Below are 26,957 nucleotides of genomic sequence, written 5' to 3' on the forward strand. Positions count from 1 at the left end.
ATAGTGAATCTTGGAAATCCGTGTTATACTATTCTGAACTTACGGTTTATCGGAGGGGATTCTGTTTGATTAATCACGATTTACTGTTGAATGACAGGAACTATGAACTGACCCATCATCAAGCCATCGCAAATAAAATCGACCCATTCCAAGTGATCATCATACATGATCGCCAGCCCAACTTCTTTGACTATAACTACTTAATTAATTTCCCATCTGAAAACGTACGAAAAAAAGTGGATGCCAACCGTATTTTTCCGAGGGGGAAAAACGAGACATTTATTGTCCGTCAGCAAGACTACGAGGACAATATTGATTTGTTTTTCAAGATTCGTGTGGATGCAAGACGCGAAGTGCTCTCGAAAGCGACAGAGTTCATGATCGCTAAATTTTTTAGCACCTATGAAGGTCATCTGACACCGTTGCTTATGAATAAGCCAACACTCAAATGGGAAATTATAAATAAATTACATGCCAAATACGATAAAATGGTACATGCACATACTCGTCTAAATGATGAGAATTCTTGGAATGTATTCAGCACGTGGTACAGGACGTATTTAATGAACCATACCGTCAGTGAGATGCTTAAAAGGCATGGCTATAATACTTTAAATGCTCTTGATAGAGAAGCGTTGAATGTATTATTTCTCGAAGAAATGAGGGTAAGTTTTGTTTCCAACGATAGTTTTCTGAATACATTCACCGCTGACGTCAACGTGTACATCGAAAAAATGGTTTCCGAAATACTTGCGGTGTTTGAATCAGAAAAAAATTCAATGGAGCAAATCAATCAATTACTCGGAGTCTGCGAGCAGATTTCTGTACATCAGCCAATCGAATCAACAGCAAAAACAAATAATCTTGTCGTCATGAGCAATGCTATCTATCAATTCATCACGGAAGCGATTTCTAACCAGCACTTTGTCTGCGAACCCGATCAATGGCCGCGAGCAACTATTCAAGGTGCAAGATTAACAGGTTCTTTGCAGCTACTTCCGCGTGAAGAGGAGCGAACAGCAAGTCGTATGAATCAACTGCGTAACGATGTCGAATCGTTATCGGAAGTTGATGTGGACGTATTGGATTCTTTATGTCATATGTATTTGGCGCAAGTAGGTGACCGCGTAGAAATTCGCTTCGATGATCTACTGACAATCCGTGGACTGAAGCCAAAGCTCGGAGGAACAGGGAGGCGTGGTGGCTATGAAAAACAACAACGTATCCAAGTTTTGAAAGCGCTTTCCATCATACAGTCACTATGGATGGAACTTGAGTCGGTTTTAGTATATGAACAAGGCAAACCTGTCAACAAGAAGATGCAAGGACGTGCGTTCATTTTTACGAATGAAGACGGCAGTCCATGCGAATTAAATGAAAAGTCACTACCCGAACGTCTATATGTGACAATTGGTGAAGTTTTCGATCCTTTCTTGCAAGGCGCTGCCAGACAAGTAAAGTTATTACCGAATCAAGCGATTGAATTCAATCCATATCAACGGAAATGGGAGAAAAAACTCATCCGTTATGTAAGCTGGCGTTGGCGTACACAGGCACGAAAAGCGAGCTACTTGCAGCCGCATAAAATCAGTACATTACTCGAGAAAATTGGTATCCCAATAGATTTACAAGCGCCTTCACGTATTCGGGACCGCCTGGAGAAAGCCCTTGACTTATTGGAGGAAGAAGGCGTAATTACATTTTGGCAATACAATCAATGGAATGAAGACAGCATGTCGAAGAAAGGCTGGTTACGTGTCTGGTTGAATGCTACGATCATCATCGCGCCACCTGACGAGATTGTTAGCTATTACGATCCGATCGAGAGGAAGAAATCAATCAAGACGCCAAACAATTTTTCCTTAACGCAAACTAAAGAAGAAATTTGCAAGAACATGGGTAGTTATTTTAAGGAATGCCGCATCAATCGTGGTTTAACATTGAAACAAGTATCCGAAGAATTGAATATTTCGACATCCTATATAAGCAATATTGAACGCGGTGGTGCGTTACCGTCACACAATATCTATAAAAAGATGAAAGATTGGATAACGTAAGCCAGAATGACATACTACGTGTCAGATAAACTAAAATACGTAATTAATTATTTAAAACCGAACATACAGACGCTAAAATAGTGTTATACTAAGCAAAGCTCATCTTTTGTCGAGCTTTGCATTTTTATATGTGCAATCACAATAACTAACTCTTTTTATATTCTTAGGAAACCTGGTTCCAAATAATCCTTCTTCATTATACTATTCGTCGCATTATATCATTTGGTAGGCTATACATACCCCACGTGTAGCAATCAAAGAGGGGAATTCGCGAGCGTGAAAAACGATGCACAACGATCGGTTGGATAAGTAGGGAATTTACATCACAATGATTAAGATCCTACCAACAAAAAGCGAAAAACATACGTTAAGCAATTTTAGACATAAAGAATGCCGGTGTTTCCTACGCTAAGGAAGTATCGGCTTTCTTATTGTGCACTCGGGTGGCGTCAAGAAAATGCGGATTTACAACGCTAAGCACATTTCCTGAAGCCACCCGAGAATAGATTCTTAAAATCGAGAATTAATTTTCCTGTAACTCTTTCACTTTTCTATAAAATGTTGTTTTTTTATCCTCAGTCGTAGTCAATGATTCCCATTATGAAAATCAAAAAGCATTAGATATGCAAAAAACTCAGGTGTTTCTTGATTAACATGAGATGTGTCGATTCCACGTTCTATAAGCATATCCACTTTTAGTTCTTCGCAATTGGAGGTTATTGCATTTAACTGGGATTCAATATTGCGGGAAAGGGGATTGCCAGATCAGCTTCAACGTGCAAGTGCTTTAAACATAATAATTAACGCAATTAGTGTATGGAATACCGTATATCTAACTGAAGCAACAAAACTGTTAAATGAAAAAGGGAATTTACGAGAGGACTTATTAAAACATATTTCACCATTAAGTTGGGAACATATCAATTTTCTTGGTGAATACACCTTTGATACGAAGAAAATAGCAGATTTACATTCGTTGCGCCCTCTTATTCAATAAAAATAATAGCCGAAAATTTCCTTAACGTAGGAAATATCGACTTTCTTTATGTCGAATTTTGCTTAGCGTATGTTTTCCGCGTTTTGTTGGTAGGACCCCATTTGTGGAAAAAGTGACCAACATTTTCAAGTTTCAAGAAATGATGCCAGATTCTAAACAACCTCGAATTGTTTAGGATCTGGCATTTTTTCGAGGATAGGCATCTGCATTTCCGAGGATTCTATACAACACTCCGAGCAACCCGATCCGCAATCTCACAAAAAGTTTTTACAAGAATGGATTGGTCACTGCGTCGATACGTAATGCCCATCGAGACGAGAGGCAACTGTTGAATGGACTCGATGTAAACGACTTCTTGTGTATGCAGGTTCATGGTCGATTGGGGGACAATAGTGATGCCAATCCCCGCAGCAACTAAACCGATGACTGTTTGAAATTCGAGCGCTTCTTGTTGGATGACGGGATTACACAGGCCAAGGATTTCGGTGTAGAGGCCAGGCCATGTTCTGGGTGATAATAATACGAACGGGTATGGTTTTAAATCGTCCAGGGTGACTGCTTTTAATTCGAGTAAGGGATGTTGTTTTGGGACCGCGAGTACGCAAGGATCAATGGAAACGATTTCAGTATGGAGTGTCTCATCGAGGACAGGCGGTCTCAGGACACCGACATCGATTTCATTTTCTCGCAGCGCTTTGAGTTGGGCGGGCGTCGATAATTCGGATAGATGCACTTGGACGTTGGGGTATTGTTGTCGGAATTCCCGTAAAACGGCAGGGAGAATATCATAAGTTGCGGAACCAACGAATCCGACGTGCAAAGACCCAAGTTTTCCGAGATGAATCCGTTTTACATTTTCGATTGAACCTTCCAGCAAATCAATAATTTTTACGATGTCCTTATAGAATTGTTGTCCTGCCTCCGTTAATTCGACGCTTCGATTCGTTCTAGTAAATAATAGAACATCCATTTCTTTTTCCAAGTTTTGAATTTGTATGCTTAATGGTGGTTGCGTAATATGTAATCGTTTTGCCGCGCGGCTGAAATTTAATTCTTCCGCCACGGCGATAAAATAGCGGAGCTGTCTTAATTCCATTAGGGTGTCACCAACTTTCTAACTATTCGAAAAACATATTGTTGTTATATGAATTATATACTTCACGAATGATGACTAGCAAGCTAAACTTATAGACAACAAACGAATGGAGGAGATGTCATTGTCAACAAATGCACAGGCGGGAAAATTTGCTATTGGGGAAGCAGTGGAAAATTGGACGGGGGACGCGCAGTTTTTGGAGTATACCAATGCGGCGGATCCGATTGGAAGCGGATTCATCAGTCGGATACCTGCCAAAGAATTTGGTCCGGAGCTTTATGATGCTGGTGAAACGAGAATCGTCACATTAGACCTGAGTAGAGAATTGAAAACCGATTATTTGGCGACAAGTCCTTCCCTGCTTGCGCAATTTATGCGCATCAATGCGGGGGATTCCATTCAAACGGAACCGAATGCGACGAGTGAACTTTACTATATTATTTCAGGTGCCGGACGCACGGAAGTGAAGGGGGAAACCATTGACTGGAAACAAGGGGATTTTCTCACATTACCATCCGGATCGGCCAGTTTTCACACGGCAGCCAAGGACACAACAATTTATTATATTGTAGACACGCCTCTTCTTGACTATTTAGGCGTGAAGGCGACAGAGACCCGTTTCAAACCAACAGTATACACAGCGGAAATGGCGAAAAAACATTTGGATGAAGTAGCGAATGCTCCAGATGCGCATTTGAAAAATCGAATCTCCATTTTGTTGAACAATAAAAAGTTCGACCAAACCTTGACGATTACCCATGTGTTGTGGGCAATGCTCGGCATTGTGCCGGTTGGATCCAATCAGGCTCCCCATAGCCACAAATCGGTTGCGCTCGATTTTGTCGCGTACGCGGCACCTGGCACATATACACTGGTTGGCGACCAAATTGATCCGAAGACCAATGAAATCATTGATCCAATTCGCATCGACTGGGTGACTGGCAAGGCATTCGTTACACCGCCAGGGCTTTGGCATTCCCATCATAACGAATCGGGCGAAGCGGCTTATATTATACCCATTCAAGATGCCGGCTTGCAAACCTATTTGCGCACACTCGATATTCAATTCACGCATTATGATGAAGCCTGATGCGCGCCGTTAAATTTTGTGAAAACAATCTTCGCAGAACTGCATCTGAACAGGCAAAGGAAACCTTGCGGAAGGAGTATTCAGAACTTGTGAAGGTTTATGAAACAGGATGCATCAGACGCTGTCTACGCTGTAGAGTTAAACCGTTTTGCCAGATTCAATTGCAAACTATTGAAGCAGAGGATGCTGAGGCATTGGTGGAGAAGGTTGTTCAATATATGAACGTGAAATCGTGTTCGGTTGATTAATAATTAGAAAGCATTTGAATGTATAGTAGATAAGTTGAAATAAGTAATTGATGAAGTAATGGAAGACAACGAAGGACTGAAAGTTTGTCTAGATTGCAATGCTAAAAAAGAATATAAATAAAAAATGGATCGTAAAACAAATAAGTTTGCGATCCATTTTTTATGGTTCACGGGGTTAATCATTCTACATTACAAAGACCCTCTTTAAACCGAATTCAAGTTTTTGGGAATTCTGTTCATTTTACATGATTGGAACAGTATTCAACCTTTGTTGGTGCCTATCGCCAGTTAAATGGTGTTTAATAGTTAGGTAGAGAAGGAGACAACATAATGAAATAAATTGTTTTTCTTAGAATATTTCTTTCCTGCTGCTAATGTCTTTAATGCATTATGTGCTTTAAACATACTAATTAACGCAGTAAATGTATGGAATGCCGTATGTCTAACTGAAGCAACAAAACTGTTAAATGAAAAAGGAAATGTGTCGGTTGAACTAATATACGTAGTTAATTATTAAAAACCGAACATACGGACGCTGAAATCATGTTATACTAAGCAAAGCTCATTTTTTGTCGAGCTTTGCATTTTTATATGTACAACTACAATAACTATCTCATTTTATTTTCTTAAGAAACCTGGTTCCAAATAATCCTTCTTAGCTTTTTACTCATCGCATCATATTAATTGGGATGCTATACATTTCCCACGAGCATCAATTAAGAAGGAGGGTGTTCAGAGCGTGAAAAACGATGCACAACGATCGGTTGGATAAGTAGGAGATTTACATCCCAATGATTGTACAAAACGCGATGTTATTTCAGTAGGATGCAAGCAAAATATTGGAGTAAGTAAATGTCTGCAAACAATTAAATCTACAGTAAGAACATACAAGCGCCACAAAGTGATATACTATGCGGGGCTCGAATTTAAAGCAATGAAGAAACCATATGCTTAATATGTTCTTATTGAACATGGTTCCAAATAATCCTTGTAAGTTCAATATTCCCCGCGCCATACTGTCTAACCATCATCAAGTACTGCACGTAAAGTAATCTAGGAGGGAAGCCTTGAATGCATTAAGTTAATTGGAACAGAAGGGTAATTAGATTTTTGATAGTAACCTGATCGACGTTAAAAGTATATGATGATGGATTAAATTATCCTACGTTATATAAAGTATTACGTTAACGGACCAGGCGTTGCATAGAGCATATAATCAATAAATACATGACATGTCGAGTTAAGAAAGTAAAATGCATTGTTAACATCGTAAAGCGGCTTGCAAAGGTTTGTGCAAGAAATCCATATAAAATAATATACACCGATGAAAAACTTACATCAAAACAACGTCAAGATTGATGTGAACATGCTAAATAATTATAATAAGTCGAGTGTAAAATCCGCCTTAAAAATCGTTAATATCTCAATATCACAAGTATACTTTCCATTGATACGTTACTTCCTATAATTTATATTATGTTCGGGGCGTTCTACGATCTATACATATTCTATACTCCGGGTATCCTTCTCGCCCTAGCTTTCTAAGCGGTTTTTATGATCTTTAGTCTTAATGTTATCAAAGTCAATATGTTCCACACTGTACTCAATGATATCATTAATAAATAACTTATGATCTTTTGCGAACTTCTTAACGGATTCCAATAACTCTTGATCGTACGTCGTTTTATATTGGATTCGATCTGCCGGCCGTAAATTCTTATCGTATTCAATAACTCCTGCAGCTAATACGTTCTGTAAGCCGTTTTCTAATAAATAGTTGCTATATGTATCAAGTTCTTCAGATAATTCCTCTAAGTGCTCCAAAATTTCCTGACTGATATTCGTACGGAATTTAATCCGTGTTTCATCTGTAGTTTGAACCATTTTTCCGCCCACTAATTTCCACATTGGCTATTCCTCCTAACTTAACGAAACTCGTAAATAGTAAATTCACGAGTTCACTTTTTGTAATCGATCCGTTTGTTGTAACGCCTGAATATTTGCAGAACCTGTTGCAAACATCGCCATACGTAATTCTAGTTCACGAACTTCCATTGTCTGGAAAACGCTCTCGGCGGATTCGGTAGCTTCTTCTAAAATCGCGCGACCAAAACCGACAAAATCTGCACCGAGCGCAATACATTTTGCAGCATCGACACCTGTATGAAGTCCACCGCTTGCAATCAGTAATTTATCACGCATATAAGGCTCGACCATCTGTAGTGAATCTGACGTTCGAATTCCCCACTCACTAAATGCCGCCGCTGCTTGCTGTTTGATTGTGGTTGTACGGTATTTCTCCACTTGACTCCAAGATGTCCCTCCTGCCCCGGCTACGTCAATGAATGACACACCGATATCTAGAAGTTTCTTGGCAATTTGCCCATCTATTCCCCATCCAACTTCTTTAATCCCGACCGGAACCGATAATTCATTGCATAGTTTCTCGATTTTAGATACTAAATTACTAAAATTCGTATTTCCTTCAGGCTGGATGACTTCTTGTAAAACATTTACATGCAAAACTAACGCATCCGCATCCGTATATTTGATGATTTGCCGACATTCGTCAGCAGAAAATCCATAATTTAACTGCACTGCACCTAAATTCGCGATAATAGGGGCTGTTGGGGCGTATTTTCGTAAGGCAAATGATGGACGGAATGCTTTACTTTCTATTAAAGCGCGTGTCGAACCTAACGCCAGTGCCCAGCCTCTTTGTTCCGCAGCAAGTGCGAGATTTCGGTTAATCGTTTCCGCAAAATCCGCACCACCCGTCATCGAACTAACTAAAAAAGGTGTTTTACATGATTTATGTAGAAAATTTTGCTCCGTATTAATTTCGTCAAATGCTAATTCAGGTAAGGCATTATGTAGAAATTCATACTGCTCCAAACCTGTTGTGATCGCATCTCCAGTCACATGTTCATCCAGCACGATTTGAATATGTTGTGCTTTCCGGTCATTCAATTGCTTGCCCATGATTTTAGCTCCTATCTACTGATGCATCCATTTCTGTCGCTGTCGGTTATTATGAATTATAGCTGTTCTATTTTGATTACACAAAAATAAAAAAGCTCTGATTATGAAATCGAAGCTTTTTACGTTTTAATACGTTGACACTACAGATCTTTTCCGCTTTTCATCCGTTATTTGTCCTTGTTCAAGGTAAATAATACGATCGCTGAGGCGTTCTGCTTCGTCGTGATCATGCGTCACAATAATGAACGGAATTTTCCACATGTTATGTAAACGTAAAAGCTCATCTTGACACTGTTTCCGTGTTTCTTTATCAAGGGCCGATAACGGTTCATCCAGCAATAACACGGAAGGTTGTGTGGCAAGTGCTCTCGCCAATGCTACACGTTGTTTTTCTCCACCTGAAATCTGGTGGGGATACTTTTGCAACAAATGCTTAATCCCTAGTACTTCCAGCAATTGGCGAATCATTTCATGACTTTCTTTTCGTTCGCTGTTTCTCACGCCAAACCAAATATTCTTCTCCACTGTCATATGTGGGAATAACGCATAGTCTTGGAATAAATACCCGACTTTTCGATCACGAGCGGGCACCGGTTTTTCACCGGTTGTAAAAAATGTGCATTCATTCGAAAGAATTAAGCCGTGATCTGGGTGTGCGAGCCCTGCAATAGTGTCCAGAATCGTTGTTTTACCTGAGCCGGATGGACCAACTAACACGATGATTTCATTACACATTTCAAAATGAATGTTCATCTCAAAATGTGCGAGTTGTTTAGTGATTTCTACATGTAACATGTCAAATCCCCCTAGACTCAAGATTTCGTAAACCGTCTAATATTGCGCTTGCTCCACCAATTCACCCATAAAATCAAACCGAAGCCAAACGTACTGATCATGACGACCCAAAACGTCGCTTTTTCCATTTGTCCCGACTCTACCGCGAAATAAATCGCCATCGGAATCGTGTCCGTTCTACCCGGTATGTATCCCGCAAGCATTAACGTAGCGCCGAATTCACCAAGACCTCTTGCGAATGAAAGCACCAATCCAGCCAACAATCCAGGCCAAGCGAGTGGAAATACAATGAACCAGAATACGCGCCATTCAGAAGCACCCATTGTACGCGCAGCATTCGATAATCGTTCATCAAGACTTTCAAATGCGGCCGCTGCACTTTGATACATTAACGGAAATGATACGACAATCGAAGCGATAACAGCGCCGATCCATGTGAAAACAATTTGGAAATCGAACCATTCAAGCAACCAACTGCCGATCCAACCCTTTTTACCGAATAAAATGAGTAAACCGAAGCCGACGACGGTCGGAGGTAACACAAGCGGTAATAAAAATAAGGCTTCCACTATGCTTTTACCAAAAAAATCACGCTTCGCAAGCATATATGCAATGAACACACCTGCTACAAACACAACGAAAGTGGAGATAGCAGCTACTTTCAGAGATAATAATAAAGGGGAGTAATCCATATCTAGCACACTTCTCCCCTCCTTTCATTTACTTAAATCCGAACTTCTGCAACGTTTCTTTTCCTTCGTCGCCAGTCAAATAATCAAGGAATTGCTGCGCGGCTTCCTGGTGCATAGATTCAGCAATGACAGCACCAGGGTATACGATCGGCTCATGCCAGCCCGCTTCAGCTTCTGCCAATACTTTTACATCATTGGAAACGAATGCATCGCTTGAATACACAACGCCATAATCTGCGTTACCCATTTCCACATGTGTCAGCACTTGCCGTACGTCTGAGCCAAGAACTAATTTGTCCTGCAAAGGTTCCCATAGATCCAAGCTGTCTAATGTTTGTTTCGTATAGCGACCAACCGGAACCGATCCTGGCTCGCCCACTGCGACATGATCAAGGGTCGCTGTATTCAAGTCTTCGAATGAAGAAATCGCACTATCGGAATCTTTTTGTGTAATTAATACGAGTGCATTTTTCGCGAAATTTTTTCTTGACTCATTGAGGATTAAATCTTTATCTTCCATGTCGTTCATATCGTTTGAACTGGCAGACAAGAATACGTCAGACGGGGCACCATTTTCAATAGTCGTTGCCAATTTCCCAGAGCTTCCAAAATTGTATGTTACGGTAATACCTTCATGCGCTTCTTCAAAAGGCCCTTTTAACTCTACCAAGGCATCTGTCAAGCTTGCCGCAGCAGAAACTACTAGTTCAACTTCGGGGTTTTCCTGATCTACAGCGCCTGCTTTTTCAGTTTCATTCGCATTTGAACATCCTATCAGAAATATCGTGAGTAGAATAGACAATGTAGAAAGTAAGAATCGTCTCATTATATACTACCCCCTGCTGCTTTATAAAGTATAACTAGATATACCTAAACATAACTAATTATGTTTAAAATTATCATAGTATGCATTGTAAAACTTGTCAATTTTGCAATTGGGGATGAGATGTTGGAATATAGATATACTATTGTTGGAGGGTTGAGACATGACAAATCTAGAACATGATATTTCCTATACTACCGATGAAATCGCCCAATTATTAAAAGTCTCGAAGTTAACAGTGTATGACATTATTAAAAAAGGAGAAATCCGTGCCTATCGTGTGGGACGTCAAATGCGTGTCGATGCTGTAGATTTGACAGCGTATAAAGAACGACTGAAAAGCGGCGGTGAATCGACGCCGGTGTCTTCGAAGTCGATGATTCCACAAGTCACGGTGCCGGAATCTGTAACTGACAAACAAATCATCATCAGTGGACAGGATTTGAGCTTAGACATCATGGCCAGTCACATAGAAGAATCCGGACTCTTTCGTCCACTGCGCTCTTTCTCTGGCAGCTTGAACAGTTTGATCAAGATGTATCAAGGACAAGCCGACATTGTCAGTACGCATTTATTTGACGGAGAAACTGGTGAGTATAATATGCCATATATTAAACGTCTACTTACTGGACGCTCGTATATGGTACTCAACTTGCTCGGCAGGAAGGCTGGGCTGTATGTACAAAAAGATAATCCGAGAAATCTGCAGAATTGGTCAGACCTTGGACAATCAGGTATCCGCCTTGTCAACCGTGAGAGAGGCTCAGGGGCTCGAGTCTTACTGGATGAGCAACTACGTCTCGCAGGAATCACAACTCGTTCTATCATCGGTTATGACGACGAGGAACTAAATCATATGGCCGTAGCGACACGCATCGCATCTGGTCAAGCAGATGTAGGAGTCGGAATCGAAAAAACCGCCCGATTAATCAACGTAGACTTCATTCCATTGATTCAAGAGCAGTATGACTTAGTGTTGATCAAAACGCCTGAGAATGAAAAGCTGCGCGGGCTCGTAGTGGAAATATTGAACTCAGCCCCGTTCAAAGAAAAACTGGCCGCGATTGGTGGTTATGACTTGACGAAGACTGGAACTATTTTGTATGAAACTGTATAGCAAACGTGACCGTTCATCAGCTTCTGTGGGGACATCACTAACGAGTAGAGCGAGTGCAAGTATCGCTCAATCAACTCGTGTAAGCGCTCATAGTTCATGCATAACCGCTCAATGACCAGCGCCAACCGCTCTATCACGATCCGTAGCCGCTCATACGTTACACCAAGCGCCCTATCAAGACTTGTATCCGCTCAATAGCCTCTGAATCTCTGAACATTTGAACGGTAAAACAACGAATAGTACCCTATCAGATGAAACATTCAATGAAATCTCGCAATCTCCCTTCAAAAAAGTAACCCACCTTCATAAAGGCGGGTTACTCTCTATTGTTCTCATATTATTCTTCAATCGAATCTGTTTCATAATACATTTCTTCTTGCGTTTCAAAGCGGTTATATCTCAACGTGAACAAATAAAATACATGAGTGGCGACCACTTTCAGCAGCGCATATGCCGGAATCCCGAGAATCACTCCAGCGACGCCGAACAGTGAGCCTGCTGTCAGTAAGACAAAGATGATTGTGATCGGATGAATATGCAGTGATTTCCCCATGATCTGAGGCGAAATAAATTTCCCTTCGATCACTTGCACAATCGTCCACACAATCGCGAGCTTCACGAGCATGAATGGCGACGTAACCATCGCAATAATAGCAGCAGGCGTGATCGCAATCACTGGACCAAGGTACGGCACGATACTCGTGAACATCGCAAGTACACCGAGTAGCAACGCATACTTCATTTTAATAATCAGGAAGCCAATCGATACCATGATTCCAATCGCAATTGCAACTAAAATCTGTCCTTGAATGTACGCGCTGATTTGTCTATCCGCATCACGGAATATAACTGATGCATCGTCACGCAAACGTGGTGGCAACATGCGCAAAATCATCTGTGGTAACTTCTCGCCATCCTTCAGTAGATAAAATAGAATAAGTGGCACGGTGACGATACTCAAAATAATTCCTGTAAGCGCGGAAACGAATGAAGTTACGCCTGATGCGATACCGCCTATCGTCTCTGTGAAGAACTTCCCGATGCTCTCAAAGCCGGAATCGAGGAACGTATTGACATTAAAGTTGAACCCTTGATAGACAGAGCCGAAAATGGAGTTCCGTAAAAAGTGGTCCGTATCTAAGATCAACTGTTTGAAATACGTTGGAAATTCCTCGAATAAATTGATCGTCTGCAAACGTAGGAACGGTAGCACTAAGAAAATGACTAGTGTCAATAAACCAGCGGCGGCCAGCAAGATGATTAAAATGCCATAGACGCGTGGTATACGTAAACGTTCTTCCAGAAAGCGTAGAATCGGACGCATTAAATAGTATAAAATCGTCGCGAGTACGACCGGTAAAACGACAGTTGAGAAAAATACTTGAATCGGATAGAAAATAAATGAAATTTGAGTGAAGACCAAGATGATCAATCCAATGAACAATAAACACAGCAATACAAACAATGTAGATTGACCACCGAGAAATCCGACGATGGGTGATGTCGAACGAATAGACCAGAAATCTCGTAAAGAAGACTTTTTTGGTGGCTGCCTCAATGTCTCACTCCCCTTTTATTCGATCCGTCAGGGTGTAGTTAAAAACGAACGGATCTCTTCTCTATTTTTATCTAGATCAATTTCAATGACAGACCCTGCATGACTATAGGAAGTAAAGGAATAACTGCCCTCTACTGGAATACGTAATGTTTGCAGATCTAGTTTTCGTTTTGCGATAACGGTCAGCACTTTAGTCAGCTCGTCCTTCGTAGTTAAATCTGTTTCAATAAAGTTGTCGAGTGCACCGGCAAGTTTTGGCGCTTGCAAAACAGTCGACACAGTAAACAGCTCGTCTTTCATGGCCTGAATGACTTCTTGCTGGCGATTGACTCGACCAAAGTCGCCTTCGTCATCTGCGCGAAATCGAGCATACCCGAGTAGCTCTTTACCGTTCAACCGCTGTACGCCTGGTTTTAACGTAACACCGATTTTTTCGGACATTTCATTCTGTACATTCATTTCAAGGCCATTTGGAAATGCAATATCCATAATCGATTCGAAATTGTCGAAATCGACGACTGCGTAGTGATGAATTGGAATATTGAACATCCCTGAAATCGTTTCTTTTGCAGTTTGGACTCCACCTAAATAGTAGGCGGTATTAAGCTTGTACGACTGGTACCCTGGAATTTGTGCGTAAATATCACGCATGAATGAAATTAAATGCGCAGTTCCAGCAGTTTGATCCCAGGACAGCACCATCATCGTATCCGTACGATATTTTCCGGAACCGTCATTGTCGACGCCGAGCAATAAATAATTTTCCGTCGTCGGATCTTCTGGACTTAATAAATCGCCCTGAAACTCCCCCGGATTCATCTTACTACCTGCCGTCATGGCCTTGCCTTGTTTATATTGAAAGTAACTATACGCTGATATGGTGATCGTGAAAAGCAATAGTAGAGTCATAAAAACTCTACCCACGCGTAATTTACGCTTCTTTTTTCTACGTTGTGGCTGTTGTTCGTCGAAGTGTTCGTCCATGTAGCATTCATTCCTCCATTATCCGTGTGTATCCTGTTATGAGGACGTTTCTGTTCACAACGGGTTGCGTCCAGTCACGAGCTTTGCTTGGCGGATCGACCTATTTGCAACGCTAGCACTAGCATAGCCACAAATAAAACAAGAAATACGAACAATGTTACGTAATGATTTTCGGTGTAGTCATATAACGTAGCGATGAGTAATGGTAAGATTCCACCAATGATGAAACCACCTGTTTGCATCATCGCGGTCCATGAATTGGTTTCTTCTGCCGTATCGGTCGCGTCCATCGGCAGTAGCAGACAGATTGGGAATAATCCACCAAGCGGAATTCCCATAATGACAACGCCGATCGCAAACCACAATGGATCTGCTGTCCACATCAACCCAATCGAGACAATACCAAGCGACAGAATGCCGACAAGTGCCGGTGTTCTGCTTGTCAACTTCTGTAAAATAACAGGAAAACCGATATTCATAAAAATTTGCACGATCGTCATCCCACTGAGCAATGCCCCCGCTTGTAGAAGCGTCATACCGTTCGACACTGCAATCGGAACGAGATACGTCAAAACGGAAAAGAATAATGCTGCCTGTAAACCAAAGAAAATCAGGAAGCTCCATGCCTGTTTATTGCGCCAAGGATTCTTCCCTTTTTTAACGGATTGCTTTGTTACTTGTTTCACTTCGATTGGATACGCTGCGGTGACAGCCCACGCAATGATGCCAAAAATCGCAATTATGGCCCAAACTGCAAGTGCGAAGCCATATGAATGAGCTTTTTCATAAAAAACGCCTGTCAATCCCGTGCTCAGCGTTGCCCCCATTCCCATGCCGAATGAATAAATGCCAACGACTATAGCAACATGCATCGGAAAGTATTGCTTGATCAATGCTGACAATAACGGTCCAATAACAGCAATCGCCACACCTGCAATGAAAGCGGTCAGTACTAACACACTGAACGAAGTGACAAAAAAACGCATGGCAGTTGCTACAGCAAGTAACGACAACATCAAGTACATCGTTTTGTTCAAGCCGATTGCCTGATTCAGTATGGGCGCTAGCATGGCGAAGACGCCCATACAGATAACCGGAATAACAGTCAGGAGACTCACTTCGGTGTTCGACAACAACAAATCATCACGGATGATGTCTAGCATTGGTCCAATTGACGTAATCGCTGGCCGTAAGTTGAGCGCGACGATAAAGATCGCCAATAGTAATAGACCTTGAGTAGTTTTAGAGCGCAAGATAAAGACTCCTTTTGCATGTGATACGTATCTATTACCTATCGTCATTATATCGTAAAATGAAATTGTAAACAGTACTAGTTCAAACATTCCATTTCACGTAATTTTAATGTATACTAGGAACATTGTGAAATTAGGAGGATATTATTTATGTTAGCAGTTAGTAATGTAAGTCTTCGCTTTGGCGACCGCAAGCTATTCGAAGACGTCAATATACAGTTCAATCCAGGCAATTGCTATGGATTAATTGGAGCGAATGGCGCTGGTAAATCAACGTTTCTTAAAATACTATCAGGTGAACTTGAACCTCAAACAGGTAATGTGATTCTTGGAAAAGATGAACGTTTGGCTGTCCTAAAGCAGAACCACTTCGAGTATGAAGAGTTCGTCGTGATGGATCTCGTCATCATGGGGCATAAAGAGCTATATGAAGTCATGAAAGAAAAAGACGCGATTTATATGAAGGAAGACTTCTCCGACGAAGACGGCATGCGTGCAGCTGAACTGGAAGGCGAATTCGCCGAGATGAACGGATGGGAAGCGGAATCTGAAGCTTCTGTACTCCTTCAAGGTCTTGGTGTTCCGGAAAGTTTGCATCACGTTACGATGGCGGAGCTTGACGGATCAAGCAAAGTAAAAGTATTACTTGCACAAGCATTATTCGGCAAACCTGATGTATTACTGCTAGATGAGCCGACAAACAACTTGGATCTGAAAGCTATTCAATGGCTTGAAGAATTCTTGATCAACTTTGAGAACACTGTCGTCGTCGTTTCCCACGACCGTCATTTTTTGAATAAAGTATGTACACACATTGCGGATCTTGACTTTAGTAAAATTCAGATCTACGCAGGTAACTATGATTTCTGGTATGAGTCAAGTCAATTGGCGTTGAAACTATCTCAAGAATCAAACAAGAAAAAAGAAGAGAAAGTAAAAGAATTGCAAGCGTTTATCGCACGTTTCAGTGCCAACGCATCGAAATCCAAACAAGCCACATCCCGTAAAAAGACATTGGAAAAAATCGAACTAGATGATATCAAACCATCTTCACGCCGTTATCCTTTCGTGAACTTTACTATTGGCCGTGAAATCGGTAACGACGTCTTAACGATTAAAGATGTCACAAAAACGGTGGATGGTAAAACGTTTATTAAAGATGCGACCTTTACACTCAATAAAGAAGATAAAGTGGTGTTGATCGGTAACCCACTTGCAAAATCTGCTTTGCTCGATATGCTAGCTGAGGAAACAGAGCCCGATACAGGAGCTATCAAATGGGGTGTGACGACAACTCGTGCCTACTTCCCTATGGATAACTCGAAATACTTTGAAGGATCCGAGCCGACATTAGTTGATTGGCTCCGTCAATACTCGCCTGAAGATGAAACAGAAACATTCTTGCGCGGATTCCTAGGACGTATGTTGTTCTCTGGAGAAGAAGTGAAGAAAAAGCCAAACGTCTTATCAGGTGGAGAAAAAGTTCGCTGTATGTTATCAAAAATGATGCTGACAAGCGCAAACGTTCTTCTTCTTGATGAGCCAACCAACCACTTGGACTTGGAATCTATCCAAGCACTGAACAATGGTTTGATTGCGTTTAAGGGCGCGATGATCTTCACATCTCATGACCATCAGTTCATCCAAACAATTGCGAATCGTGTAATCGAAATCAACGATGATGGAACAATCTTTGATAAAATGATGACATATGATGAGTATTTGGAATGGAAAGGTCAAAAAGCTTAATCTGTAGTTGGCATAAAAACTCCCCTGGAAGTATTGCTTCTAGGGGAGTTTTTTGCGTTTGACTTCTATGTAATGTACAATAGTGAATCGTAAAAACAACGGTCAACGCCTTTTTTACTTTCGTTTTTGCGAATAATTGTCTTGTAGTGCTCTATTAAGTAATGAAATCGATCGGTCAATCTCGAACTTTATCGTATCTTTGTAGGCTTTTACTTTCTCCAAGTCACCTATGCGATAGATATAAAGTGTCTGCATTTCCGTCCCCTGCTTATGGACCGGATGTCTGACGATGAGACCATCGTTAAGTAGATCATGTAGTGACTTGTATACTTCAGACTTAGTCGGTCGATAACCAAGATCTCTAAAATGATCTATAAGGTCGTCTAATATTTGTAAGCCATACAAGTTCCCTTCTTCCGCCTTGTTGAGCATGTAGAGCTTTAAAAAGGCTCTCTGACGAATGACAAATGTACTCTTCATTGCTCTTTCCCTCCTTAGTTACTGTACGTGTGCTATCTATAGTATACCAAAAAATGAGATGCGAGGATTATTGTAACAAGAAGGATTATTTGGAACCAGGTTTTACTAGAACTATTCAATATGTTTATAGATGGATTTGTTTGGTTATTCGTAATTAAATCGTATATTTCAAGTTTTGGTTATTTTGATCTTAAAAAGAATTAGAAGAAAACTAGATTTCCCTACTAAAAAAATTATTGATTAAATATTGATTTATACTGTACGTGTGCTATTTTTGGTGTGCCATAAAATGGAGTGCGAGGTTTATTATAACAAGAAGGATTATTTGGAACCGGGTTTTACTAGAACTGTTCAATATGTTTATAGATGGGTTTGTTTGGTTATTCGTAAAAAAACGTATATTGTGAGTTTTGTTTTTCCAATTCTGAAAGACATTAGACGAAAAATAGAATGCCCTACTAAAGAAATTACTGGTTAGATAGTGGATGAAATGGACAAGATGTTTGAGTATTCAGCTACACGCTTCGGAGTGAGTTACGTATCGTTTCCCCTACTTTTTTTATTCCACATGAATAGCTTCCACCAGTAAGGGAATAACACCTAGTAAAAGGAGGTTTTTCATTATGAAACGCAATCTATGGTTTTTAACGATTGCATTGCTTCTCGTGCTCGTCGGATGCTCAAACAAGCCTGCTACGTCCATTGACGGTAAGACTGACTCTCCTAAGACAAATCAAGAAGGAACGAACGGTGATACGTCAGAACAACAGGACAACAAAGATGCGAATCTGACTGATGTAGCGTTACTTGATTACTTTCTTCCGGATGGTTCGAGCGCACATTATAAAGGTGTCGGCAATGAATTTGCTGAGCTAGACATCACCGTTGCAAGACCTGCGCAAGACTATGTCGTAATTCATGAAAACAACGGTGGATCATTCGTTCAAAAAGTGTATAAACTTAATGGAGATGAAATTCAAGTATTGCAGGAAGAACACATTGAATTAGACGCTGCAGTTCCAACGACGGAAGAGCTAGAGTCCATGAAGCCGATCCGAACCTATTTGAAAGGTCCAATTGAAGTAGGTACGACATTTGATGACTGGAAGATTGTCGAGATGGACGCTTCAGTGGAAACCCCCTATCAGCAATTTGAAGATGCGGTCGTGATCGAGCAAGTAGGAAAAGACTTTGTGAACAGGATCTATCTCGTGAAGGATTTTGGAGAAGTTAAGCGTGAATCGATGATGTCAATGGAAGGTGAAGAGGAATTTGTTGTGACATCGAGTCTTGAAACGGTGACACAACCGTAATTTACTGCAAACGAAAAGGCGCCGCAATGGGCGCCTTTTCTAGTGGTTTAGATTTTAACAACGTTAGCTGCTTGTAGACCACGGTTTCCTTCGACAACTTCAAATTCAACCTGTTGACCTTCGTCAAGAGATTTGAATCCGTCGCCTTGGATTGCTGAGAAGTGTACAAAGATGTCTTCTTCTCCGTCAACTTCGATAAAACCGAAGCCCTTTTCTGAGTTAAACCATTTCACTGTACCTTGTTTCATTCGATTACCTCCAAAAAAATATAAATACTTTAATACACGAACCTTAGCATACAAAAAAATTCACGTATTACAAAAGTTGCCGACGTCGCCGATCCCTTTTGTAATACGTGAATCACTTAGCATACGGTCGTTCAATTAATTTACTTACGTTTAGTATAACATATTGGGCTTCTTTGTCAATTAATAAAAATCGCATTTACTGAATGTTCTCACGATATGTTTGGTTCCCCGTCTAACAACACAATGATTCCGTGATACAACTGCAAATCTCCTTCACAGCCATTGCAATAGTATTTTTCAGATGTGGACCAAAATGCATGGAAGCAACCTTTGCGTATTTCATAATGTTCAAAACACGGTTCCATCTTCCCGAGCAGTTCTTTAACATATGATTCTGTATCAATTTTATTCGTAAATGTTTTGGATGAGACACAGTAGTCCCTCCACTCTTCAAACATCCACCACGGCTCAAAGTCCGCCTTCATGTATACCACTTCATACATTCAGTAAGCACTCCTTTACCTTGCGCAATGCAGGAATGATATTCATTCTAGCAAATTCAACTCGCTAATCAAAGTAAATTGATTCTTGTTGCGTAATATATGAGTTTTCGACCATTTTCGGCTATAATTGAGGTAGGCTCCAGTAACCTTACTGTCTGCACGATAAATGAAACCTTTTCGTCGTTAATCCGTAAGTATTATATAGAGTCAGAATGGAAGGCGGCCTAAAACATCATGAATAATTTAAAAAACTTCTTCACACGACATGCACTAATGGCTCCGACTAGTTTCCTAACATGGGTAATCCTAATTGGCGGTACAAGCATGAACTTTTTCATAGGCTCCGCAATCGGGATCGCAATGTATGCTGGAGGCAACGTAGCCATTAAAGAACTGCAGTTACGCTCTACATTAAAAAAATTCGGGATGGCACGCTCTGAATATAAACATATTGAACAGCAACTGAATGAATCTAAACGAAAGCTAAAACAGCTCGGAAATATGTACGGACAAGTCCGTTCAATCCAAGCATTCAGACAAGTATACGATATGTCTTCAATGGCCCGACGCATCATTAAGATTGTCCAGTCCAACCCGAGAAAATTTTACCAAGTTGAAAGTTTTTTCTACGCCCATCTTGATTCCGTTGTAGAATTAACATCGAAATACAGCCTACTCGTTAATCAACCATTAAAAGACCAAGATATCAAAGTCGCATTACAACATACCCGCGAAACATTATCTGATTTGAGTCTCGAAATGGAACGAGATCTACGTAACGCCGTATCAACTGATTTAGAACAGCTTCGAATGGAAATTGATTACGTCGATATTACACTCAAAAGAGACAAACCGTTGCTTCAATCGAAAGGGGAACATTCTAATGACAGATAAAAACGTACTACAAGAAAAATCAGTGGACGACTTGCTTGGTAATCCATTCGATATGGATGCTAGCCTGCTTCCAAAAGAAATGGAGAATTCGCTGTCCGACACAGCGGCACCCGCTAAATTGATTGACCGATTAACACCCGAAGAACAAGATAAAGCACGTCAATTGGCTTCACAGATTCCTGTCGGTAATTACGAGGCCGTCATTTCCTACGGTGCCAATGCACAAAATGAACTATCCAACTTCTCTCACAAAATGCTCGATCACGTTCAAGGCAAAGATATCGGACCTGTCGGTGATGTATTGAATGAATTAATGGCCAAGTTATCTGAAATCGATACAGATGATCTATCAGATAAAAAGAAATCTGGTCTAAGCCGTTTATTTAACAAGGCTACTCGCCCGATCAAAGAAATCATGACGAAATACGAAAAACTCGGCACACAAGTCGATAAAATAAGCGTTCAACTGGAGCATTCCAAACGTGGTTTAATGGAAGACGTTCGCATGTTGGACAATTTGTACGAACAAAATAAAACCTACTTTCAAGCATTGAATGTCTATATTGCCGCTGCAGAATTAAAGATTGATGAAATCAATAGTACAATCATTCCAGAACTGCATAAAAAAGCACAGCAAGCAGATGATCAAATGATGGTTCAAGAAGTTAACGACATGGCACAATTTGTGGACCGTTTAGAAAAACGTTTATACGACTTGCAACTATCCCGTCAAATTACCATTCAGAGTGCGCCACAGATCCGTATGATCCAACAAACGAACCAAACGTTGGCTGAGAAAATCCAGGCATCCATCATGACAGCCATCCCGCTGTGGAAGAACCAGATTGCGATTGCCCTAACGCTAAACCGTCAGCAAAAAGCCGTGGAGTCACAAAAGCTCGTCACAAAGACAACGAACGATTTGTTGCTTCGTAATTCCGAGATGTTGAAAGTGAATAGTATCGAAACAGCCAGAGAGAATGAAAAAGGTATTATAGAAATCGATACGTTGAAAACGACACAGGAGAACTTGATTCAAACGATTGAAGAAACATTGCTAATCCAAGCAGATGGACGCGCAAAACGCAAAGCTGCTGAGACCGAGATCGCGAGAATGGAACAAGAACTCAAGACCCGTTTACTCGCCGTATATGAAGAGTCACAAAACCGTCCCTCATAAGGGAGACGGTTTTTTGTTGGTGTAAATGCAAGTTCGAAATGATACGCGTGATGTTGGGCTGTGAGCGGTTGTGGGGTCTCTATGATCGCTTGTGCAGTGGCTATGAGCGATTGGGAACCCGAATAGAGCGGATCAGAGATGTCATAGAGCACATAACAATGTTCTAAGAGCACTTGAACAGATCAATGAGCGGCACCGCGATTGCCCCCACTAACTCCTCACGAATTGAACATCAGAACACAACAAAAAGTTGATCGTAAGTGCAAGGCGACTCGAGGAGGATCATGCCCGACAGGTGAGACAACTAAAGGAACGCAGTGACTAGTTGGCTCAATGCGGGCCCTCCCGAACGCGTCCGCCTGGAACGTCGATCAACGATGCCATCGCCTTTCCCATCTCTTCACTCTCCAATAAAAAGAAGAGACGATTCAATTAAGAACCGTCTCCCCTTCACTATCTATTCACTCAAAATACGTCTTATAATATCCGCCGACCTTGCCTGAATTGTCTACGACAAAGATAAACTCTTCCGTTTCATTCTTCACTTCATAGGTCTTCCCCACTGTCAGCATATTACTAACCAAATACTTCGCAGCATCGGTATGGGTACACGTCACCGTCTTCAACGTAGGTTCATCCAACCATTGTAAATATGACATAAAATCTCTCCTTCCCTAAATAAAAGCGACCCGCTGATTAGCGGGTCACTTGGTGTGTGTTAATTAAGAACCTAGTAGAAGGTCTTCAGGGTTTTCAAGCAACTCTTTAACCATCTTCAAGAATCCTACTGAATCTTTACCATCAATTACACGGTGATCGTAAGAAAGTGCAACATACATCATTGGGCGAATTTCAATATTGTCCCCAATAGCTACTGGACGCTTCTGAATTGTATGCATACCCAAGATTCCTACTTGTGTACCGTTAAGGATTGGAGTAGACAATAGTGAACCAAATACTCCACCGTTTGTAATGGTGAATGAACCGCCTGTCATATCAGCCATTGTCAACTTATTGTCGCGGGCTTTTTTCGCAAGTTCTCCGATAGATGCTTCGATTTCAGCAAAGCTCTTACGGTCTGCATCGACTACGTTTGGTACAACTAGTCCACCGTCAGTAGATACTGCGATACCGATATCGAAGTAGTTCTTCAACAGAATTTCATCGCCATCGATTTCAGAGTTAACATATGGATATTTCTTCAATGCTGCTACGACAGCTTTCGTGAAGAATGACATGAAGCCTAGACGTACATCGTTTTGCTCGAAGAACTGATCTTTTTTGCGTGAACGAAGTTCCATCATTTTCGACATATCGATTTCATTGAAAGTCGTCAACATTGCTGTGGATTGTCTTACTTCAAGCAAACGCTTAGCGATTGTTTGACGACGACGAGTCATTTTCTGACGCGTAATACGGCCGTCATCCTTTGCTTCTGCTTTAGCAGCTGGTGCCGCAGGAGCTTTAGGTGCTGGAGCGTTGTTGTGAGCAGATACATCTTGCGCGCGGACGCGACCCATTGGATCAACTGGTGATACGTCTGCAAGATTAATACCTTTTTCACGAGCAAGCTTGCGTGCTGCTGGGCTTGCAATAGTGCGGTCTGAAGAAGAAGTTTCTTCCGTTGCAGCCGCTGCTGGAGCTGGTGTTTCTTCTTTTTGTGCTGGTGCTACTTCAGTTGCTTGTGGAGCTTGTTGTGCCGGCGCACCTGAACCTTCACCTACAATCGCGATTACTTGGCCAACTTCAACTGTGTCGCCTTCTGCAGCCAATAGTTCGGATAACACGCCTGCTTCTTCCGAAATGACTTCGACGTTCACTTTATCTGTTTCCAATTCAACGATGAATTCACCTTTATCTACGTTTTCACCGGGTTGTTTTAACCATTTTGCAATTGTACCTTCTGTAATTGATTCTGCTAGTTCAGGTACTCTGATCTCTGCCACAATAAATTCCTCCTCGTAGGTATACCGTTTTTCTAACGGGTAAGCTACTTTGTATAAGTAGTTTTACATGTAATGGTAAAGCTTACGTACTCGTTATATCACTTTTTCAAGGCTTCTTCAATGATACGATTTTGTTCTTTTTTATGAGAAGCACCGTCACCTTCAGAAGGACTTGAACGCTTAATACGTCCTACATAAGAAATGTCCTTACCGTCAGCTAATTTATCTAGGTATGGATAAGCGAACGACCAAGTCCCCATGTTCTTCGGTTCTTCTTGTACCCATACTAAATCTTTTGCTTTCGGGTATCGTGCAACGATTTCTTTAATTTTGTCGGATGGGAATGGATATAGCTGCTCTATACGTACAACGTGCAAGTAGTCAAATCCTTTGCCGTCTTTGATCTTCTCAGCTAGGTCAATTGCCATCTTCCCGCTTGCAAACAAGATCTTTTTCACTTTTTCAGGTTTTGTTCCTGTGCCAGGTTGTTCAAGAACAGTCTTGAAGTGACCTTCCGTCAAGTCTTCAACATCTGCTCCAACGAGTGGGTGACGAAGTAATGACTTAGGTGTAGCAATCACTAACGGACGTTCTGCTTCGCTGCCGAGAATCTTCGATTGACGACGTAGTACGTGGAAGTAGTTTGCTGCACTGGAGATATTCGCAACCGTCCAGTTGTTTTCCCCACATAGCTGTAGGTAACGCTCAATACGTGAACTGGAGTGTTCTGGACCTTGTCCTTCAAATGCGTGTGGCAACAATAGCACGAGGCCGGATTGCTGGCCCCACTTCGAATAACTTGAAGAGACGAACTGGTCGAACATGACTTGTGCCATGTTGGAGAAGTCTCCGTATTGCGCTTCCCAGATCGACATCGTTTTGTCTTCTTCCAAGTTATAACCGAATTCATATCCTACGATTCCTGCTTCAGATAATGGGCTGTTATACGCCACGAATGATGCATTAGATCCGCTAATATGATGCAATGGAACAAGTTCTTCACCTGTTTTTTCATCATGTAAGACTAAGTGACGCTGTGCAAATGTACCGCGTTGGATATCTTGTCCAGACATACGGATTGGCTTACCGTCTTGAATGATTGAACCGAATGCCAATTGCTCAGCATGTGCCCAGTCAATTTTCCCTTTACCTTTAAATGGCTCTAGGCGACGCTTCAAGATTTTATCCAATTTGTTGAAGACCGTAAATTCTGCTGGATACGTCAATAGCTCATCGTTCATTTGGCGAAGGCGTTCTTCCGCTACCCCTGTTTCGAGGTCTCGTGGAAGTCCGGCTAGTACTACTTCTGGAGTTTCATTAGAAACTTCAGGTGCGTCTGCTGATTGTTCTTTTACGTGATCGTACGCTTCTTGCATAGTGGCAATTACCGACTTATCCATTTCCTTCACTTCTTCGTCTGTCAAGAGATTTTGCTCTACTAGACGCTGTCCGTAAATTTCACGAACTGTTGGGTGTTTATGGATTTCGTGGTACATCACTGGATTCGTCACTAGTGGCTCATCCATTTCATTGTGCCCATAACGACGGTAACCAATCAAGTCGATTAGAACGTCTTTACCGAACGCCTGGCGATATTCGAATGCCAATTGTGCAACAGCTAGTACTTCTTCTGGGTGATCTGCATTCACGTGGAATACAGGCACTTCAAAGCCTTTTGCTGGATCAGATGCATAGTGTGTAGAACGGGAATCATAATATTCCGTCGTGAAGCCAATCGTGTTATTGGCGATGACGTGAACCGATCCGCCTGTTCTGAAACCGCGAACGCGAGAGTAGTTGAATGATTCCGGAACGATACCTTGTCCTGGGAAAGCAGCATCGCCGTGTACTAAAATCGCGTACGCTTTATTTGTATCTTGTTGTGGAATACCTGGGTTATCCGTGTTTTCCTGTGCAGCACGAGTCTGACCAGTAATCACTGGGTTTACCACTTCTAAGTGAGACGGGTTGTACGCAAGGAAGCGATTCATCCCAGATTTCCCTTTATGAAGTGCGCCCATATGGTATTTCACGTCGCCGAACCAACCGCGAGTTACTTCAAGAGATCCGTCTTTTGGCAAGAACGGTGAAGCCGGTACGCCAGCGAATTCTGCAAACATCATTTCGTATGGTTTATTTAAGTTGTGCGTTAATACATTCAGACGTCCACGGTGAGCCATGCCGATTAGCACTTTTTCCATTTTCGCTTCTTCGGAAAGACGCATTAATTCATCGATTAAGACAACTAATGTATCCACCCCTTCGATAGAGAAACGTTTTGCTCCAACAAATGTACGGTGAATGAATTTTTCGAAACCTTCAATTTCCGTCAAACGCTTAAGAAGTTGTTTTTTCTCGTCTCCTTGCATTTTTGACTGTACGTCACCGTTTTCAATTTTTGATTGAATCCAGTTACGCTCTGTTTCATCGATCAAATGAGAAAATTCATATGCAATGGAGCCCGTATAAAGGGACTTCAAGTAATTCATTGCATCTAATCCATTTTCAACTGTCGCTGGAACATTTTTCAAGAACAAAGTTGCTGGTAATCCGACCAGATCGCTTTCTGTCAATCCATGATATGACAGTTCAAGACGGGATGTATCTTTAGGTCGATCGTTTAATGGATAAATGTCTGCTGCAAGATGCCCATAAGAACGAATAGCTTCAAGTAAAGAATAAACGGCAAGAACTTTACGCAAATCCGTTTGAGAACCTTGCGCTACGACTGCCTCTTGACCTGACTCATCCATCTGAGGCGCACCAAAATTCCTGAATAGCTCTGCTAAATCAGGATCTACTGCGTCTTGATCTGTTTTAAACAGATCGTACATTTCCATTACATACCCAAGGTTTGGACCCGAAAAATTAGAATACGGGGAACGATGGGAATCCACATTGTTCGACATGTAATATAACCTCCACATTTGCCTATTGGCTTGTTGTGTTTAT

23 protein-coding genes and 1 pseudogene are annotated in these 26,957 nt (G+C 41.4%); 9 read left to right on the forward strand and 15 right to left on the reverse strand.

The window, feature by feature from the left end:
- Positions 1-65 precede the first annotated feature (65 nt).
- Positions 66-2,057: a helix-turn-helix domain-containing protein gene (locus tag CSV60_RS05725; protein WP_099636275.1), complete on the forward strand. Its 1,992-nt coding sequence runs from the start codon at positions 66-68 to the stop codon at positions 2,055-2,057.
- A gap of 718 nt (positions 2,058-2,775) precedes the next feature.
- Positions 2,776-3,054 (forward strand): annotated as a pseudogene (locus tag CSV60_RS05730) (Tn3 family transposase); the annotation flags it as partial.
- A 220-nt stretch (positions 3,055-3,274) separates the two neighbouring features.
- Here the strand turns inward: CSV60_RS05730 and CSV60_RS05735 are convergent.
- Positions 3,275-4,150, reverse strand: a complete 876-nt coding sequence (locus tag CSV60_RS05735) for a LysR family transcriptional regulator (RefSeq protein ID WP_099636276.1) — start codon at positions 4,148-4,150, stop codon at positions 3,275-3,277.
- Between the two features lie 115 nt (positions 4,151-4,265).
- Between CSV60_RS05735 and CSV60_RS05740 the strand changes: the two genes are divergently transcribed.
- Together CSV60_RS05740 and CSV60_RS16210 are read left to right on the forward strand one after the other, a co-directional pair.
- The gene (locus CSV60_RS05740; RefSeq protein WP_099636277.1) at positions 4,266-5,240 is read left to right on the forward strand and encodes a cupin domain-containing protein; all 975 of its coding nucleotides are present in this window, start codon (positions 4,266-4,268) and stop codon (positions 5,238-5,240) included.
- On the forward strand, positions 5,240-5,488 hold the full coding sequence (locus CSV60_RS16210; protein ID WP_099636278.1) for a DUF1450 domain-containing protein: 249 nt from the start codon (positions 5,240-5,242) through the stop codon (positions 5,486-5,488). Before CSV60_RS05740 ends, CSV60_RS16210 begins: the two co-directional genes overlap by 1 nt.
- Before the next feature lie 1,533 nt (positions 5,489-7,021).
- On the opposite strand, the gene CSV60_RS05750 is transcribed toward CSV60_RS16210, so the two are convergent.
- From CSV60_RS05750 to modA, 5 genes are all read right to left on the reverse strand, one after another.
- Positions 7,022-7,396 carry an rRNA methyltransferase gene (locus CSV60_RS05750; RefSeq protein WP_099636279.1) on the reverse strand — a complete coding sequence of 125 codons (375 nt, stop codon included), beginning with the start codon at positions 7,394-7,396 and terminating at the stop codon, positions 7,022-7,024.
- 42 nt (positions 7,397-7,438) lie between these two features.
- On the reverse strand, positions 7,439-8,470 hold the full coding sequence (gene fni, locus CSV60_RS05755) for a type 2 isopentenyl-diphosphate Delta-isomerase (RefSeq protein ID WP_099636280.1): 1,032 nt from the start codon (positions 8,468-8,470) through the stop codon (positions 7,439-7,441).
- Positions 8,471-8,596: 126 nt separating this feature from the next.
- Positions 8,597-9,265, reverse strand: coding sequence for a sulfate/molybdate ABC transporter ATP-binding protein (locus CSV60_RS05760; RefSeq protein ID WP_099636281.1), 669 nt, complete (start codon positions 9,263-9,265; stop codon positions 8,597-8,599).
- 17 nt (positions 9,266-9,282) lie between these two features.
- Complete coding sequence (modB, locus tag CSV60_RS05765) at positions 9,283-9,957, reverse strand: molybdate ABC transporter permease subunit (protein ID WP_199175245.1); 675 nt, start codon at positions 9,955-9,957, stop codon at positions 9,283-9,285.
- A gap of 28 nt (positions 9,958-9,985) precedes the next feature.
- Complete coding sequence (gene modA, locus CSV60_RS05770; RefSeq protein ID WP_099636283.1) at positions 9,986-10,783, reverse strand: molybdate ABC transporter substrate-binding protein; 798 nt, start codon at positions 10,781-10,783, stop codon at positions 9,986-9,988.
- Between the two features lie 160 nt (positions 10,784-10,943).
- On the opposite strand from modA, the gene CSV60_RS05775 reads away from it, so the two are divergent.
- Entirely contained in the window at positions 10,944-11,897 is a 954-nt protein-coding gene (locus CSV60_RS05775) for a substrate-binding domain-containing protein (protein WP_099636284.1), read from the forward strand.
- A gap of 337 nt (positions 11,898-12,234) precedes the next feature.
- Here CSV60_RS05775 and CSV60_RS05780 read toward each other — a convergent pair whose 3' ends face one another.
- The 3 genes from CSV60_RS05780 to CSV60_RS05790 all read right to left on the reverse strand — a co-directional run bounded on the left by CSV60_RS05780 (position 12,235) and on the right by CSV60_RS05790 (position 15,692).
- On the reverse strand, positions 12,235-13,455 hold the full coding sequence (locus CSV60_RS05780) for an AI-2E family transporter (protein WP_369823589.1): 1,221 nt from the start codon (positions 13,453-13,455) through the stop codon (positions 12,235-12,237).
- Positions 13,456-13,482: 27 nt separating this feature from the next.
- A complete protein-coding gene (locus tag CSV60_RS05785; RefSeq protein WP_099636285.1) occupies positions 13,483-14,439 on the reverse strand; it encodes an LCP family protein in 957 nt (318 codons plus the stop codon).
- A gap of 74 nt (positions 14,440-14,513) precedes the next feature.
- Positions 14,514-15,692 carry an MFS transporter gene (locus tag CSV60_RS05790; RefSeq protein WP_233189547.1) on the reverse strand — a complete coding sequence of 393 codons (1,179 nt, stop codon included), beginning with the start codon at positions 15,690-15,692 and terminating at the stop codon, positions 14,514-14,516.
- 150 nt (positions 15,693-15,842) lie between these two features.
- On the opposite strand from CSV60_RS05790, the gene CSV60_RS05795 reads away from it, so the two are divergent.
- Positions 15,843-17,441, forward strand: a complete 1,599-nt coding sequence (locus tag CSV60_RS05795; protein WP_099636286.1) for an ABC-F family ATP-binding cassette domain-containing protein — start codon at positions 15,843-15,845, stop codon at positions 17,439-17,441.
- Between the two features lie 114 nt (positions 17,442-17,555).
- Here CSV60_RS05795 and CSV60_RS05800 read toward each other — a convergent pair whose 3' ends face one another.
- A complete protein-coding gene (locus CSV60_RS05800; protein ID WP_099636287.1) occupies positions 17,556-17,921 on the reverse strand; it encodes a helix-turn-helix domain-containing protein in 366 nt (121 codons plus the stop codon).
- A gap of 623 nt (positions 17,922-18,544) precedes the next feature.
- On the opposite strand from CSV60_RS05800, the gene CSV60_RS05810 reads away from it, so the two are divergent.
- On the forward strand, positions 18,545-19,234 hold the full coding sequence (locus tag CSV60_RS05810) for a hypothetical protein (protein ID WP_099636289.1): 690 nt from the start codon (positions 18,545-18,547) through the stop codon (positions 19,232-19,234).
- A 47-nt stretch (positions 19,235-19,281) separates the two neighbouring features.
- On the opposite strand, the gene CSV60_RS05815 is transcribed toward CSV60_RS05810, so the two are convergent.
- Positions 19,282-19,482, reverse strand: a complete 201-nt coding sequence (locus tag CSV60_RS05815; RefSeq protein ID WP_085130730.1) for a cold-shock protein — start codon at positions 19,480-19,482, stop codon at positions 19,282-19,284.
- A gap of 209 nt (positions 19,483-19,691) precedes the next feature.
- Positions 19,692-19,985, reverse strand: coding sequence for a DUF1033 family protein (locus CSV60_RS05820; protein WP_099632333.1), 294 nt, complete (start codon positions 19,983-19,985; stop codon positions 19,692-19,694).
- Positions 19,986-20,219: 234 nt separating this feature from the next.
- On the opposite strand from CSV60_RS05820, the gene CSV60_RS05825 reads away from it, so the two are divergent.
- Together CSV60_RS05825 and CSV60_RS05830 are read left to right on the forward strand one after the other, a co-directional pair.
- Complete coding sequence (locus CSV60_RS05825) at positions 20,220-20,879, forward strand: 5-bromo-4-chloroindolyl phosphate hydrolysis family protein (protein ID WP_099632334.1); 660 nt, start codon at positions 20,220-20,222, stop codon at positions 20,877-20,879.
- Positions 20,806-22,059, forward strand: a complete 1,254-nt coding sequence (locus CSV60_RS05830) for a toxic anion resistance protein (RefSeq protein ID WP_369802763.1) — start codon at positions 20,806-20,808, stop codon at positions 22,057-22,059. The genes CSV60_RS05825 and CSV60_RS05830 overlap by 74 nt, the downstream gene beginning before the upstream one ends.
- A gap of 461 nt (positions 22,060-22,520) precedes the next feature.
- Here CSV60_RS05830 and CSV60_RS05835 read toward each other — a convergent pair whose 3' ends face one another.
- The 3 genes from CSV60_RS05835 to CSV60_RS05845 form a co-directional block, all read right to left on the reverse strand.
- Positions 22,521-22,718, reverse strand: a complete 198-nt coding sequence (locus tag CSV60_RS05835; RefSeq protein WP_099632336.1) for a DUF6501 family protein — start codon at positions 22,716-22,718, stop codon at positions 22,521-22,523.
- Between the two features lie 63 nt (positions 22,719-22,781).
- Positions 22,782-24,005, reverse strand: coding sequence for a 2-oxoglutarate dehydrogenase complex dihydrolipoyllysine-residue succinyltransferase (gene odhB, locus CSV60_RS05840; RefSeq protein WP_099636291.1), 1,224 nt, complete (start codon positions 24,003-24,005; stop codon positions 22,782-22,784).
- Positions 24,006-24,103: 98 nt separating this feature from the next.
- Positions 24,104-26,914, reverse strand: a complete 2,811-nt coding sequence (locus CSV60_RS05845) for a 2-oxoglutarate dehydrogenase E1 component (RefSeq protein ID WP_099636292.1) — start codon at positions 26,912-26,914, stop codon at positions 24,104-24,106.
- Positions 26,915-26,957: the final 43 nt, after the last annotated feature.

The organism is Sporosarcina sp. P7 (genome assembly GCF_002743425.1).
In the GTDB taxonomy this organism is placed as follows: Bacteria; Bacillota; Bacilli; order Bacillales_A; family Planococcaceae; genus Sporosarcina.

What these genes read in the sequence shown, in the direction of transcription:
- CSV60_RS05760 (WP_099636281.1), bottom strand. Translation starts at nt 9,265, where the DNA reads ATGTTACATGTAGAAATCACTAAACAACTCGCACATTTTGAGATGAAC.
- CSV60_RS05735 (WP_099636276.1), bottom strand. Translation starts at nt 4,150, where the DNA reads ATGGAATTAAGACAGCTCCGCTATTTTATCGCCGTGGCGGAAGAATTA.
- CSV60_RS05740 (WP_099636277.1), top strand. Translation starts at nt 4,266, where the DNA reads ATGTCATTGTCAACAAATGCACAGGCGGGAAAATTTGCTATTGGGGAA.
- CSV60_RS05825 (WP_099632334.1), top strand. Translation starts at nt 20,220, where the DNA reads ATGAATAATTTAAAAAACTTCTTCACACGACATGCACTAATGGCTCCG.
- CSV60_RS05785 (WP_099636285.1), bottom strand. Translation starts at nt 14,439, where the DNA reads ATGGACGAACACTTCGACGAACAACAGCCACAACGTAGAAAAAAGAAG.
- fni (WP_099636280.1), bottom strand. Translation starts at nt 8,470, where the DNA reads ATGGGCAAGCAATTGAATGACCGGAAAGCACAACATATTCAAATCGTG.
- CSV60_RS05800 (WP_099636287.1), bottom strand. Translation starts at nt 17,921, where the DNA reads ATGAAGAGTACATTTGTCATTCGTCAGAGAGCCTTTTTAAAGCTCTAC.
- CSV60_RS05835 (WP_099632336.1), bottom strand. Translation starts at nt 22,718, where the DNA reads ATGTCATATTTACAATGGTTGGATGAACCTACGTTGAAGACGGTGACG.
- CSV60_RS05820 (WP_099632333.1), bottom strand. Translation starts at nt 19,985, where the DNA reads ATGTATGAAGTGGTATACATGAAGGCGGACTTTGAGCCGTGGTGGATG.
- CSV60_RS05795 (WP_099636286.1), top strand. Translation starts at nt 15,843, where the DNA reads ATGTTAGCAGTTAGTAATGTAAGTCTTCGCTTTGGCGACCGCAAGCTA.
- modB (WP_199175245.1), bottom strand. Translation starts at nt 9,957, where the DNA reads ATGGATTACTCCCCTTTATTATTATCTCTGAAAGTAGCTGCTATCTCC.
- CSV60_RS05750 (WP_099636279.1), bottom strand. Translation starts at nt 7,396, where the DNA reads ATGTGGAAATTAGTGGGCGGAAAAATGGTTCAAACTACAGATGAAACA.
- CSV60_RS05775 (WP_099636284.1), top strand. Translation starts at nt 10,944, where the DNA reads ATGACAAATCTAGAACATGATATTTCCTATACTACCGATGAAATCGCC.
- CSV60_RS05815 (WP_085130730.1), bottom strand. Translation starts at nt 19,482, where the DNA reads ATGAAACAAGGTACAGTGAAATGGTTTAACTCAGAAAAGGGCTTCGGT.
- modA (WP_099636283.1), bottom strand. Translation starts at nt 10,783, where the DNA reads ATGAGACGATTCTTACTTTCTACATTGTCTATTCTACTCACGATATTT.
- CSV60_RS05810 (WP_099636289.1), top strand. Translation starts at nt 18,545, where the DNA reads ATGAAACGCAATCTATGGTTTTTAACGATTGCATTGCTTCTCGTGCTC.
- CSV60_RS16210 (WP_099636278.1), top strand. Translation starts at nt 5,240, where the DNA reads ATGCGCGCCGTTAAATTTTGTGAAAACAATCTTCGCAGAACTGCATCT.
- CSV60_RS05845 (WP_099636292.1), bottom strand. Translation starts at nt 26,914, where the DNA reads ATGTCGAACAATGTGGATTCCCATCGTTCCCCGTATTCTAATTTTTCG.